We start from the raw sequence: 13,050 nt of genomic DNA, 5'->3' as shown, positions 1-13,050 counted from the left end.
TCTTCACACCCCGTCAGCGTGGAGAACCGGCCGATCGACCCGGCCGGCGAACAGCAAGATCGTAACTTTGGCCGGGACCCTGGTCCTAGAGTTTTTAGATCACGTGTTCGATACAAGAGTGATCGATGGGCCATCCCTCCCTGGCTGCGGAGGCCGCGCACACCAGAGGGCCATGGGCGTGGGACCACCCCAGCGAGGAGCGTGGTCAAGGCCGTGACGATCGAAGGCGGCAACGAGTCGTCGCCCGATCACCGGTCACGCATGGCGCGGATCAGTATCGGCATCGCGACCAGCAAGGCGACCCCTCGCAGCACACCCGCGACGGGGTACGGCGCACGCAACCCGAACGTGTGCGCCACCAGTCCGCCGGCCAGTGCCCCGAGCGGGATCAGTCCCCAGCCGAGCATTTTGTAGACGCCGTTGACCCGGCCGAGCATCTCGGACGGCACGACCTGCTGCCGGAGGCTGACGGTCACGACGGTCCACAGCGTGATGACGAAGCCGTTGACGGCCAGCAGCGCGCCGAGCACGATCGCGTTCGGGCTCAGCCCGATCCCGACGAAGACGACGACGTTCGTGGCGAGCGCGGTGAGTAGTGCGCGAAGCGCGCCGGCCCTGTTGACGACGCGCGCACTGACCAGGCCGCCGAGCAGGCTGCCGATCGCGGCGGCGGCGAGCAGCAGGCCGTAACCGCGCGCGTCGAGGTGCAGCGTCTGGGTCGCCAGCAGGACGAGTGTGACGTTACCGAGGTGGCCGCAGAAGGTGTTGACACCGAGCAGGATCGCGAGGGTGCGCAGCAGCCGGTGCCGGACCAGTCGGCGCAGGCCGTCCGCGATCGCCGTACGCATCGGCGGGTGCTCGATCTGCCGGTGCCTGTGCCTGGGCAATGTCGCCAGCAGCGCGGCGGACAGGGCGAAGGAGCCGGCGTCCATCCCGAACGGCGACGCCACGGCGACCGCGAACAGCAGGCTGCCGATCGGTGGTCCCAGGAACTGGGAGCCGATCGTCGCGATCGTCTGCTGATGGCCGTTCGCCTTGTGCAGCAGGGGTTTGGCGACGAGATCGGGCAAGATCGCATGCGCCGCGCCGGCGAAGACGATCTCGCACGTCCCCAGCCCGAAGGCCATGACCGCGAGCACCGGGATGCCGATGTGGCCGAGTGCGGCAAGGATGGCGGTGACGCTGACGATCACTGCCTGGATCGCCTGTGAGCGCCACATCAGGCCGACGCGGTCGTGCCGGTCGACGAGCGCACCGGCGGGGAGCGACAGCAGCAGCCAGGGCAGGTACGTCGCCGCGGATACGACCGACACGAGCCGCGGGTCGCGCGTGATCGTGACGGCCAGCAGCGGGACAGCCGCGGCGAACGCCCCGTCACCGATGCTGTTGACGCCCGTCGCCCACCACAACCGCCAGTAGGCCGCAGACAAGCGGGGCTCGGCGTCGGTCCGCGTCATGTCCTGCTTCATGCCGGGATCCTCCGGCGCCGGGCGTCGCCGCGACAGCATTTAGCCCATTGCTACATGATCGATCCATGGCAGCACCTCGGGGTGCTGCGTGAGAGCGGGCTGGTCGCGCGCGAGCGATCCGGGCGCAACGTTCTGTATATGACGACCGCGCTCGGGGCGTCCCTGAGCGGGACAACTACCTAGTAGAGCTTGGTCGGTTTCGGACGCGACGGCGTCTCGGTCTCTTGAAGACGAGGCGGAAGAGATACAGAGCCCCAGATGGGACGGACGAGCCCGAATCGCCGCTCCACTCAAGGCCCTGCCGCCGGGCGACTCGCCGGATCGACCTCTACCTGACCGGGCACTACTAGGCGTTCAACCTCTGTAGCAACCGGACGAAGTCCCGGTACGGCAACCCGGCCTTGGCGCCGCTCCACATCTTCTGCGCGAGCACGCCCAGGCTGTGCTCGATGAGCTCGTACATCCTCTCCTCGGTGTAGTCCGCCCTGACCAGGTCGTTCCAGAGCGCCGGCATGGCGCCGAGCAGGCGGGGGTCGCCCGGGTCGAGGGATTGGCCGTCGGCGAAGACGTGCGGCTCCCAGTGGTCGTAGAGCCACTCGGCGTCGAGGCCGGCGCCGTGGTAGTAGTCGGCCTCGGGGACGATGTAGAGCAGGTCGTCATTGCTGTTGATCAGGGCGTAGGAGTCTTCGCGAGCCCCCTCGGGGCCGTAGAAGCCGTTGTTCCAGCTGTTGATCACTACGTCGGGATCGAATCCGGCGGTGTCCCCCGTCGGGGACAGGCGGGTGAACCCGCCCCACGCGCGGGGCTGCTTGCCGAGCGAACGCACATGCGCGGCCATGTCGTTGAAGAACTGCTTCCACAACGCCTTGCTCTGGTAGTACTCGTCGGCCCCGAAGTGCACAGCCGGTCCGCGGAACCAGGGCACGAACTCGGTGAACACGGCCTTGACCAGCTCGGTCGCGGCCGGGTTGGCCAGGTCGAGGTGGTCGGAGTTGCCGCCGTCGTGGCCCACGGAGGGGTCGAAGGAGATGAAGGCGCGCGAGTGGGCCGGGGCGTCGATCTCGGGGACGAGGGTGATCGCGTGGGCGGCGGCGAGCTCCTCGAAACCGTCCCAGTCGTCGCGGGAGTACGACTCCTCCGGCGCCAGGCCGGGGAAGGCGGGCGAGCGCAGCCGGAAGCCGTGCAGAGCCTCGCCCCAGTCGCCGTCCGGGGCTTTGATCTCATTGTCGTTGAGGTGGAGCTGCAGCTCGTTGAGCTTGTAGTGGCCCATCAGGCGGATGAGGCGGTGGATGAGCTCGGGGGTGACGTAGCGGCGGCCGACGTCGAGCATGTAGCCGCGGACCGGGTAGTCGGGCCAGTCGTGGGCCACGCCGCACGGGACCGCGCCGGTACGGAGGATCTGCACGAGGGTGCGGGTTCCGTAGAACAGGCCGCGGGCGGTGGACGCGGTGATCGTCACGCGGCCGGGCGTGGCTTCGATCCGGTAGCCCTCGGCTCTGCCGTCGGAGGGGATGATCTCCAGGACGACGTCTCCCGGCCCTTCGGTGGCGTGTCCGATGCCGAGCTCACCGGCGAGGCGGCTGCCGAGCCGCTCGTCGGCGCAGACGACCCGGGACTCGGGGCCGAGCCGGAACTCGCCGGTGCCGCCGGTCCATTCCTGCAGGGCCGGGACGACTTCGGGCCGCTCGTTCATGCACACTCCACGATCACATAGCCGCGATGCGGCACATCCGCATCGATAACGAAATATCCGGATTCTTCGCGTACAGGGACGGGCCGGGGCTCCTCCAGTGGCGCGAGCAGCGTCGCCTTCTCGGGGCGGACACCCGACACCACCGGACGGGCCGGGTCGGCGGAGCCGTTGACGATGGCCAGGCGGCGTCGCCCGTTCACCGTGGCGAACTGCGGCATAAGGTGGGGGCCGCCTGTGACCAGGGGAAAGTCACCACCGAGGAAGCTGATCGCGCGGTGTGCCAGCCGGCGCCCGTCGTCGCAGCGGCCGAGCCGTTCCGGCGCGCACGCGGCGAGCGTGACCACGCGCCCGCCGAGCTCGTTGACGAAGGCCACCCGCCCGTCGCCCCAGTGCTCCTGCCGCGGGGTGAGGATCCGCGTCCAGACCTCGGCCCCGCTCGCCGCGGCGAGCCTGGCCACCGCCTCCTGCACGTTGACGCTCAGCAGCTCGCCGCCGTCGGCGATCCGCTCCATGCTGTACGGGTGCCGCGACGGCGTGGACCGGTGGGCCGGCTCCTCCACCGTCACCCCGAGGAGCGAGCCGTAGCCCCGCTCGGTGAGGATCATCGCCGCGTGCCCGTCGAGCAGCACACCTCCGGACAGCAGGGTCTCCACCTCGGAGTCGGGCACGCCCCAGGCGATGGTGCCGAACACCGCGGTGACGGCGCCGGCGCCGGCCTGGATCGGCACGCCGTACGGCAGCAGGTAACGCGCCGCGCGCAGCGGGTCGGCGGCCAGCCCGCCGAACGTGCCGTCGCCCGGGATCCGCGCGGCCGTGTCAGGCCACCACGGGACCGTCACCCCGGTGGTCCGCAGGCCGGGGGACGCGGTGGCGTCGAGGGCGGCGCGTGAGCGGTCGAGCATGGTCCCGATCCGCGGGTAGCGAGCGGGCTCGCCGGTGACGAAGGGATGCACGTCGAGGAGCAGGCCGTCGGCCCCCGACAGGCGCGCGGTGACCATCTCCGACCAGGTCTGGGTGTCGGACTTGGTCCATTCGGTATGCGGCCAGTTCTCGATCTCGGGGGCGACCTCCACGGCTGCCGGGCGCAGTGGACGCTGCAGCTCCAGCATGGCGATCGAGTACGCCAGCGCCTCGCCCGGCTCGTCACGGTAGGCGGCGAAGTGCGGTCGATGCACCTCGATCCGGTCGAACAGCGCCGCCCAGTCCCGGCCCTCGACCGAGGCGATTCCGAGCCCTGAGCTCATCAGGCCGAGCTTGGCCCGTCCGGCGACCGCCTGCCGTACCCGGTCGAGCGCGTCGAGCTGGGCCTCGCGCCAGGTCCGTTGGAGCAGCGCCCGCCAGGGGTGCGGGGAACCCGGCGCGGTGATCGCGGCGACGAGCTCCTCGCGCTCCACCTGCCGGCCCGACAGCCGGGCGAAGCGCTCCAGCATCTCCGGCTCGAACCCGCCGCCCCAGGTGAGCGGGGAGTGATTGTGGAAGCGGAAGTCGTCCTCCAGCCAGAGCACGCGGAAGCCGAGCTCGGCGAAACGGCCGTAGTGATCGGCCAGCCACGTGCGCCAGACCGGGCAGGCGAAGGAGGCGGTGGCCGTGGAGACCTGGCCGGACGGGGAGACCATCGGGGCGAAACCGCGGTCCTGCATGCGGCCCCGGTCGGCATGACCGACGGTCACCCACGGGTTCAGGCCGGCACCGACGCCGTGCGCGTCGAGCACGCGCTTGACCGCGGCCACGTGCTCGAACCACAGGTCCTCCTCGGCGCCGGTCGGATGGCCGGAGTGCAGTTCCTCCGAGTTGTAGATCAGCACGACCTCGGGGATGCCGTGCTCGGCACAGTATCGGGCCAGCGGGGCGGCGTCCCTCCCGGGAAGCACCTGGTAGCGAAGGTGATATGTCATGACTCGTTGTGCAGCCAGCAGTTGGTCCAGCTACCGTCGGCGAACTCGGTGCGTGGCGGGAAGGACGTCTTGCACTGCTCCTTGGCGAAGGGGCAGCGCGGGTGGAAGCGGCAGCCGGGCGGCGGGTCCACCAGGCTCGGCGGCTCGCCCAGCTTCGCCGTCGCGGTGAACGCCGAGCTGCCGCCGGCCCGCTCCGGGTCGGGGGAGGAGTCGAGGAGCAGCTGGGTGTAGGGGTGCTTGGGCTCCTGGATCACCGACTCGGCAGGACCGCCTTCGACCATCTGCCCGGCGTACATGACATAGATGTCGTCGGACAGGTAGCGGGCGCTGGCGATGTCATGGGTGATGTACAGCAGCGCCAGGCCCTCCTCCTCACGCAGCCTGGCCAGCAGGTTGAGCACGTCGAGCCGGATGGAGACGTCGAGCATCGAGATCGGCTCGTCCCCCAGCAGCACCGAGGGCCGCACGGCCAGCGCGCGGGCGATGGCCACGCGCTGGCGCTGGCCGCCGGACAGCTCATGCGGCAGCTTGCGGGCGAAGTCGGCGGCCGGGGTCAGGTTCACCTTGGCCAGCAGCTCGTGCACGGCCGCGTCGTCGGCCGGGTGCCCGTGCAGTTTGAGCGCCCTGCGCACGTTGTGCTCGACCTTGCGCAGCGAGTTGAGCGAGGCGAAGGGGTCCTGGAAGACGAGCTGGACCTCACCGTAGAAATCCTTGTCCGGGCCGCTCACCACCTCGCCGCGCAGCCGGATCTCGCCCGAGGTGACGGGGTAGAACTGGGCGAGCAGCCGGGCCAGCGTGGTCTTGCCGCTGCCGCTCTCGCCGACGAGGGCGGCGATGCGGCCGCGGTAGAGGCGCAGCGTCACGTTCTCCAGCGCGCGCACGGTCTGCCGACCGGTGTCGAAGTGCTTGGTCACGTCCTCCGCGGCCAGGACCGGGGTCTCCTCAGGCACGGGCCGTCCTCTCTCGGTCATGCAGGTGGCAGGCCGCCAGGGCGTCGCCCACCGCGAGCAGCTCCGGACGCCGCTCGGTGCAGTCGGCGAAGCGGCGCGGGCAGCGTGGCTCGAACGCGCAGCCGGTGGGCAGGTTGCGCAGGTCGGGCGGGGTTCCGGGGATGCCGTTCAGCCTGGTGACAGGTGCGTGCAGCGGTGGGAAGGAGTCGCGCAGGCCCTTGGTGTAGGGGTGCTTGGGCGCCCGGTAGATCTCCGCGGCCTCGCCCAGCTCCACGATCCGCCCGCCGTACATGATGGCGATCCGGTCGGCGAGCTCGACCAGCAGCGACAGGTCGTGGGTGACGAACACGACGGAGAAACCGAGCCGCTCGCGCAGCTCCAGGATCTGGGCGAGGATCTGCCGCTGCATGACGACGTCGACGGCGGTGGTCGGCTCGTCCATGACGACCAGCTCGGGGTCGCAGGCCAGGGCCAGCGCGATCATGGCGCGCTGGCGCATGCCGCCGGACATCTCGTGCGGGTAGGAGCGGGCGCGGTCGGGCGAGATGCCGACCATCTCCAGCAACTCGGCGGTGCGTTCCTCGGTGTTCTTGTACCCGTGCGCCCTCAGCACGTCGGCGAACTGGGCGCTCAGCCGGGCGACCGGGTTGAGCGCGTCCATGGCGCTCTGCAGCACCACGGCCATGCTGCGCCAGCGCAGCCTGCGCAGCTCCCTGTCGGTCCGGCTCGCGATGTCGACCGGCTCGCCCTCGCGCGGGTGCAGCCACACCTGCCCGCCGGTGATCGCCGCCGGCGGGCGCAGCAGCCGGATGAGCGCCATGATGAGCGTGGACTTGCCGCAGCCCGACTCGCCCGCCACGCCCAGGATCTCGCCGCGCCGCAGCTGGAAGCTCACGTCGTTGACGGCCCGTACGGCTCCCTTGGCTGTGATGTAGTCGACGTTGAGCCCTTTGACGTCCAGGATCATGCGAGCGCCTTTCTCATCGCCTTGATGTCGGCCGTGCGCAGGCGGGGGTTCATGACCTCGTCGATGCCGAAGTTGACCAGGCCGGTCGCGGTGCCCAGCAGCGCGATGCACAGACCCGGCGGGACGAACCACCACCACATGCCGTTGAGCAGGGCCACCTGCCTGGCCTGGTCGATGACGGTGCCCCAGCTGATGGTGTCGGCCGAGGAGACGCCCAGGAAGGCCAGACCGGCTTCGGCCAGGACCGCGCCCAGCACCAGGTGCAGGAACATCGCGGAGATCCAGCCGGCCAGGTGCGGCAGCACCTCGACGAAGATCATTCGTGGCTTGCTCTCACCGATCATGCGCATCGCCATGACGAAGTCGCGTCCGCGCAGGGAGAGCGTCTGCGCCCGCAGCGTGCGGGCGCCGGCCGCCCAGCCGAACAGGCCGATGATCAGCGCGATCGTGACGGGCCCGGTGTCCTGCACGTAGCCCGCGACGATCAGGGTGAGCGGGAGCACGGGCAGGACCAGGAACATGTTGGTCACGAAGGACAGCACCGCGTCGACCTTGCCGCCGAAGAAGCCGGCGGTGACGCCGACCACGACCGCGAGGATCACGCCGATGACGCCGGCCACCGAGCCGACCACCATCGAGTTGCGCGTCCCGGCGATCATCTGGGCGAGCACGTCGGTGCCCTGGCTGGTGGTGCCGAGCAGGTGGCCGGCGCCGGGCGGCTCGCTGATCGCGTTGTAATCGATCTTCCAGGGCCCGATGCCCATCAGGTCGTTGAGCCACGGCCCGATGATCGCGATCACCGAGAAGAAGACGATGATGCCGATGCCGATGCGGACCTTCATCGGCCTGCCTCTCTCGTACGCGGGTCGATCATCACATAGACGGAGTCGGCCACGAAGTTGGCCAGCAGCACGGTGAGCGTCGTCAGCAGGAAGACGCCCTGCATCAGCGGGTAGTCACGCTTGCTGACCGCGTCGTAGAGCAGGTAGCCGATGCCGGGATAGGAGAAGACGATCTCGGTCAGCAGCGCGCCGCCGAGCACGCCGCCGATCGCCATGGCGAAGCCGGTGACGCTGGGCAGCAGGGCGTTGCGCGCGGCGTACCTGAACATGACGCGCCCGGCGGACAGCCCCTTGGCCCTGCCGAGCAGGACGTAGTCCTCGCTGACGGTGGTGATCATCATGTTGCGCATGCCGAGCAGCCAGCCGCCGAAGGCGGAGAAGACGATCGTCGTGGCGGGCATCACCATGTACTGCAGGACGCTGCCCAGGAAGCCCGGCCTGCCGTACAGGTCGGGGTCGTACCCGCCGCCCAGCGGGAACCAGCCGAGCACCAGGCCGAAGACGTACAGGGCGATCAGGGCCACCCAGAAGTACGGCACGGCGGTCAGGAACGTCGACAGGGGCGACAGGAACCCGTCGAGCCGTCCGCCCGGCTTCCACCCGGCGGCGATCCCCAGGCCGGTCCCGAGCACGAAGGCCACCACCGTGGTGGCGCCGACCAGCATCAGCGTCCACGGCAGGCCGTCCGCGAGCAACTCGCCCACCGGGGTCGGGAAGCGGCTGACGGACAGGCCGAAGTCGAGGCGCGCGATGCTGACGAGATAGTCCCAGTACTGCTGGAGAAGGCCGGCGCGGGGGTCACCGAACAGCTTCTGGATCGCCGCCACGGCCTCGGGCGAGACGGACTCGCCCGACTGCCTCTGCAACTGCCTGACGATGACCGAACTGGGGTCCCCCGGCATGAGCCGGGGGATGAGGAAGTTCAGCGTGATCGCCGACCAGGAGGTGGCCAGGTAGAAGGCCACCCGCTTGGTCAGGAAACGCCACCTGCCCTGCTTCATCTACTTGCCCGCGGGCTTGAGACCCTTGAGGGTCATGACGATGTCAGGGCCGATGCCGCTGTGCGGGACGTGGTCGGTCTTGCCCGTCTCGGGCCAGCCCACCCACCGGGCCTGGTTCATTTCGACGAACCAGTCGGCGGTGAACATCGGGGAGAACGGCACCTGGTCCAGCACGACCTTCTGGAGCTGGTAGCCGGCCTCCTTCTGGGCGGCCGGGTCGCCGACGGTGTCGCGCAGCTTGTCGAGCAGCGGCGTGGTGGACGCGTCCTTCCAGCGGCTCTGGTTCTGGTACTGGGCGTCCTTGCCGATGGGCTTGTACTTGTCGGAGTCGAGCTGGTCGGCGAAGACGGAGTACAGGCCGTTGGAGTTGCCGGTCCAGTAGAGGGCCATGTCGTAGTCGCCCTCGTTGAGCTGCGGGTCGTAGTTCTCCTCGGGGATGGCCATGACCTTCACGTCCAGGCCCAGGTTGGACTTCCACTGGTCCTGCATGCCCTTGCCATAGGCCATCCAGTTGGCGTACTCCTGCACGACCTTGATGCTCAGCGGGTAGGTCTTGCCGTCCTTGGCGAGCCGGCCGCCCTCGACGGTCCAGCCGCCGTCGGCCAGGGCCTTCTTGGCGCCTTCGACGTCGAGGGCCTGCGGCTTGCACTCCGGAGCCATGAACTCGGCGTACACCTGCGGCTCCAGGCCACAGGCGTTGGCCGGCTCCTGGCCGGTGGGGGCGAGCTTGAGCACGCTGGAACGCTCCACGCTCATGGCCAGCGCCTTGCGCACGTTGACGTCGGAGAAGGGCTCCTTGGCCAGGTTGAACAGCAGCGACTCCTCCCCGCCGGTGTGGAACGTCTTGTAGACGTTGGCCTTCGGGTTCCGGGCCATGTATTCCTGCTCGGCGTTCGGCCAGGAAATGGTGGCGTAGTCGATATCACCCTTGAGCAGGCGCGCCTTGGTCTGGTCGTCACCACCGGTCGCGACGATCTTGATCGTCTTCATCGGGAACCGGCCGCCCCAGTAGTCCGCGCGCGTCTCCAAGGTGAACTGCTGCGGGGTGAACTGGGTGAGCTTGCCCACGCCTGTGCCGACCGGGTCGGGGTTCGTCCAGGTCTTGAGGTCCTTGTCCTTCCAGATGTGCTCGGGGACGATCCGGGGCGCGAAGCCGGTGACGCCGAGCGCGAAGCGGTAGAAGTCGAGCTGCGCGGGCTTCTTCCACTTGACGACCACGGTGTGATCGTCGGTCGCCTCGGCCGAGACGTAGGTCTGGCCGCCGGTGTTCAGCTCGGGGTGCTCCAGCGAGATGTTCAGCGTGAAGGCGACGTCCTTGCTGGTCATCGGCGTGCCGTCGGAGAACTTCACATCGGTGCGGAGCTTGAGGGTGACGGTCTTGTCGCCGTCGCTCCACTCCCAGGACTCGGCCAGCCACGGTTCCAGCCGGCCGCCCTTGAGGACGTTGCGGCGCACCAGCGGCTCATAGATGAGGCTGATCTGCGGGGCGATGTCGGTGGAGGGGGAGTAGATGTTGAAGTTGCGGGAGTACGTGGTGGCGTTGTTGATGCGCAGGCTGATCGAGTCCGACGTGCCGCCGGCAGCGTTGGTGGCGCTCTCCTGAGCCCCGCCCGAGGTGCCCGGCGAGCACGCGGTCAGCAGCAACGCCAGCCCCAGCGCGCCGGCTGTGGCGGAGAATCTAACCTTTTTCATGGGGGATGGGCCTTTCAGATGCGGGTTTGGCCGCCGTCGAAGTAGGCGACCAGTTCCGGGTCCAGGGATGGCACTTCGTACGGTGTGCCGCCGTTCCGTAGCGAGAGGGTGGCCATGTAGCCGGCGGCGACGCTCATCCGGGCGGCCACGGGGGAGGTGTCGGTCTGCCCGCCCTCCCGCACGAACCGGCAGAACTCCGCGATGATGTGGTGGTCGGCGCCGCCGTGTGTGCCGAGCGCCTCGGGCACCTTGTACGCGATGTCGCAGTCGTCGCGGTAGGCTGTCGGGCCGGTGTTCCAGACCTTGACCGTGTCGCCGGGCCGGTCGCCGAAGTTCTCCAGCCTGCCCTCGGTCCCGATCACGGTGTAGTTGCGGAAGTAGTCCGGCGAGAAGTGGCACTGCTGGTAAGCAGCGATGACTCCGTTGTCCAGGCGCATGTTCATGACGCTGAGGTCCTCGACGTCAATGCGGTGGTTGAGGTCGCGCCGCCGGGTGGGCGGCCAGTCGAACTCGCGCAGCCAGCCCTCGGGTCGGGGCGTGCCCGGCGCGCGCCTGGGCAGGTCGCCGTAGACCATGAGGTCGCCGAAGGCGTTGACCCGCTCGGTGTAGCCGCCGGCCAGCCAGTGCACCACGTCCAGGTCGTGTGCGGCCTTCTGCAGGAGCAGTCCGGTGGTGCGCTCGCGCTCGGCGTGCCAGTCCTTGAAGTAGTAGTCGCCTCCGTAGGAGACGAAATGGCGGACCCAGATGGTCTTCGGTTCGCCGATGACGCCCTTCTGGATGATCTCGCGCATCAGCCGGACGACGCCCATGTGCCGCATGTTGTGGCCGACGTACAGGCGGGTGCCGGTGTCGTGGGCGGCGCGCAGGATGGTGTCGCAGCCCTCGATCGTGATGTGCATGGGCTTTTCGAGGTAGACGGCCTTGCCCGCGCTCAGGCAGTCGACGGCCATCGCCTCGTGGGTGTCGTCGGGCGTGACGACGAGGATGGCGTCGATGTCGTCCCGGTCGAGCAGTTCCCTGTAGTCCTGGCAGGTCACCGGGTCGTCGAACGAGTCGACGTGCCGTTTGACGGCCTCAGGGTCGGTGTCGCAGATCGCCGCCACCACCGACCCCATGCCCGGCCGGTGTGCCGCCTTGGCCAGGCTGGCGCGCAGGCCGAGGCCGAGGACACCGATACGTAGGTCTTCCACAGAGCCCCCCTTCTGGCGAGTGAGAGGAGGCTAGCGCGGCAATTATGAAAATAACTAGCTTAATGAAGGAGGATCTGCACGAAGATGCACGGTTGAGGCGAGCGTGTGACGCTTTCGTGATGATTTTTATTCAGGAACCTTTCCTAAAGAGGGTGGTCTCCGCGTGGTTGAGCGCGGCCTTGACCGCCCCGACCACGATCGACTCCGCGCCGAACCGGGAGGCCAGGACCCGCGGCGGATAGACGCAGACCCGGTCGAGATACCGCTGGATCGGCTCCACCAGTAACTCGCCGCCGGGCGCGAGCGAGCCGCCGATCACCACCATCTCGGGATCCAGCGGGTTGACGACGGTCGCCAGGCCCTCAGCCAGGGTCGTGGCGAAATCCTCGACCGCCTTCGCGGCACGCTCCTCCCCCTCCCGCGCCCGGGCGAAGGCGAACTCCGCGGCCTGGGCGGGCGAACGCAACTCCCCCGGCTCGACGGACATGGCGTACTCGGTGACGTGGCCGAAGGCCAGCCACAGGCCCTTCGCCGGCTCGCCGATCTCGCCCGAGGCGGAATGCGCCCCCCGGTAGGGCGTGCCCCCGATGAGCAGCCCGAGCGAGAGCCGGTTGCCGGTGAACAGGTAGACCACGTCGCTGCACCCTTCCGCGACGCCGCGCCAGTGCTCGGCCAGCACCGCCAGACGCATGTCGTTCTCGACCAGCACCGGCACCGAAAGCCGCGCCGACAGTTCGGCCTGCAGCGGCACCCCGGCCCAGTTGGGCAGCACGTTGCTCTTGACCACCCGCCCCTGTCCGTCGACCACGCCCGTGGTCCCCACCGCGACGGCGGCCAGGTCGCGTATCTCGACGCCGGCCTCGGCCGCGCACTGTCCCACCAGCCGGGCGATCTCGTCGATGCGCTCGCCCGGCGTCATCTCCTGGAAGACGGCGACCCGCCGGGTAGCGATGATCGTGCCACCCAGGTCGGCGGTCATGGCGTGCAACCGGTAGGCGCCCACACTGAGCCCGACCACCTTGCGCGCCGAGGTGCGGAAGCGGAAGCGCTTGGCGGGCCGGCCACGCCGGCCGCCGCCGTACTCCTCCGTGTACTCCTCGACCCAGCCCTCCACCAGCAGTTCCTCCACGATCGCCTCGACCGTGGGACGCGAGACACGCGCCGCGCGGGCGAGCTCCGCCAGCGTGGCCACGTCCGTGTTGCGGAGGATCCCTAGGATCGCGGCGCTGTTGAGGCGCCGGAGAAGTGAGGCGTCGCCGCTCTGCTGATGCATCGGCACATCGTACTTAATAAGCCACCTTGCAAAAAGCGACCCGGCGTGCGCCGAAACACGGGCAGAGCCGCCGGTCGA

At 69.2% G+C, this 13,050-nt stretch carries 10 protein-coding genes; all 10 read right to left on the bottom strand.

Annotated elements, in window-relative coordinates; translation table 11 throughout:
* Positions 1-248: 248 nt before the first annotated feature.
* Positions 249-1,469, bottom strand: a complete 1,221-nt coding sequence (locus tag BM085_RS24400; protein WP_093889247.1) for an MFS transporter — start codon at positions 1,467-1,469, stop codon at positions 249-251.
* 346 nt (positions 1,470-1,815) lie between these two features.
* Positions 1,816-3,162 (bottom strand): family 20 glycosylhydrolase, encoded by a 1,347-nt coding sequence (locus BM085_RS24395; protein WP_093889246.1) that lies wholly within the window; start codon positions 3,160-3,162, stop codon positions 1,816-1,818.
* Complete coding sequence (locus tag BM085_RS24390) at positions 3,159-5,057, bottom strand: hypothetical protein (RefSeq protein WP_093889245.1); 1,899 nt, start codon at positions 5,055-5,057, stop codon at positions 3,159-3,161. Before BM085_RS24390 ends, BM085_RS24395 begins: the two co-directional genes overlap by 4 nt.
* The gene (locus BM085_RS24385; protein WP_093889244.1) at positions 5,054-6,007 is read right to left on the bottom strand and encodes an ABC transporter ATP-binding protein; all 954 of its coding nucleotides are present in this window, start codon (positions 6,005-6,007) and stop codon (positions 5,054-5,056) included. Before BM085_RS24385 ends, BM085_RS24390 begins: the two co-directional genes overlap by 4 nt.
* Positions 6,000-6,974 (bottom strand): ABC transporter ATP-binding protein, encoded by a 975-nt coding sequence (locus tag BM085_RS24380; protein WP_093889243.1) that lies wholly within the window; start codon positions 6,972-6,974, stop codon positions 6,000-6,002. Before BM085_RS24380 ends, BM085_RS24385 begins: the two co-directional genes overlap by 8 nt.
* Positions 6,971-7,816: an ABC transporter permease gene (locus BM085_RS24375; protein ID WP_031169075.1), complete on the bottom strand. Its 846-nt coding sequence runs from the start codon at positions 7,814-7,816 to the stop codon at positions 6,971-6,973. The genes BM085_RS24380 and BM085_RS24375 overlap by 4 nt, the downstream gene beginning before the upstream one ends.
* Complete coding sequence (locus BM085_RS24370; protein WP_093889242.1) at positions 7,813-8,817, bottom strand: ABC transporter permease; 1,005 nt, start codon at positions 8,815-8,817, stop codon at positions 7,813-7,815. The genes BM085_RS24375 and BM085_RS24370 overlap by 4 nt, the downstream gene beginning before the upstream one ends.
* A complete protein-coding gene (locus tag BM085_RS24365; protein ID WP_093889241.1) occupies positions 8,818-10,509 on the bottom strand; it encodes an ABC transporter substrate-binding protein in 1,692 nt (563 codons plus the stop codon).
* Between the two features lie 14 nt (positions 10,510-10,523).
* Positions 10,524-11,699, bottom strand: coding sequence for a Gfo/Idh/MocA family protein (locus tag BM085_RS24360; protein ID WP_093889240.1), 1,176 nt, complete (start codon positions 11,697-11,699; stop codon positions 10,524-10,526).
* Between the two features lie 130 nt (positions 11,700-11,829).
* Positions 11,830-12,972 carry an ROK family protein gene (locus BM085_RS24355; RefSeq protein WP_093889239.1) on the bottom strand — a complete coding sequence of 381 codons (1,143 nt, stop codon included), beginning with the start codon at positions 12,970-12,972 and terminating at the stop codon, positions 11,830-11,832.
* Positions 12,973-13,050 lie beyond the last annotated feature (78 nt).

The sequence above is a fragment of the Streptosporangium canum genome (assembly GCF_900113865.1).
GTDB lineage: Bacteria > Actinomycetota > Actinomycetes > Streptosporangiales > Streptosporangiaceae > Streptosporangium > Streptosporangium canum.
This window is presented reverse-complemented; position numbering and strand designations above follow the sequence as displayed.

What these genes read in the sequence shown, in the direction of transcription:
- BM085_RS24390 (WP_093889245.1), bottom strand. Translation starts at nt 5,057, where the DNA reads ATGACATATCACCTTCGCTACCAGGTGCTTCCCGGGAGGGACGCCGCC.
- BM085_RS24365 (WP_093889241.1), bottom strand. Translation starts at nt 10,509, where the DNA reads ATGAAAAAGGTTAGATTCTCCGCCACAGCCGGCGCGCTGGGGCTGGCG.
- BM085_RS24400 (WP_093889247.1), bottom strand. Translation starts at nt 1,469, where the DNA reads ATGAAGCAGGACATGACGCGGACCGACGCCGAGCCCCGCTTGTCTGCG.
- BM085_RS24380 (WP_093889243.1), bottom strand. Translation starts at nt 6,974, where the DNA reads ATGATCCTGGACGTCAAAGGGCTCAACGTCGACTACATCACAGCCAAG.
- BM085_RS24375 (WP_031169075.1), bottom strand. Translation starts at nt 7,816, where the DNA reads ATGAAGGTCCGCATCGGCATCGGCATCATCGTCTTCTTCTCGGTGATC.
- BM085_RS24355 (WP_093889239.1), bottom strand. Translation starts at nt 12,972, where the DNA reads ATGCATCAGCAGAGCGGCGACGCCTCACTTCTCCGGCGCCTCAACAGC.
- BM085_RS24395 (WP_093889246.1), bottom strand. Translation starts at nt 3,162, where the DNA reads ATGAACGAGCGGCCCGAAGTCGTCCCGGCCCTGCAGGAATGGACCGGC.
- BM085_RS24370 (WP_093889242.1), bottom strand. Translation starts at nt 8,817, where the DNA reads ATGAAGCAGGGCAGGTGGCGTTTCCTGACCAAGCGGGTGGCCTTCTAC.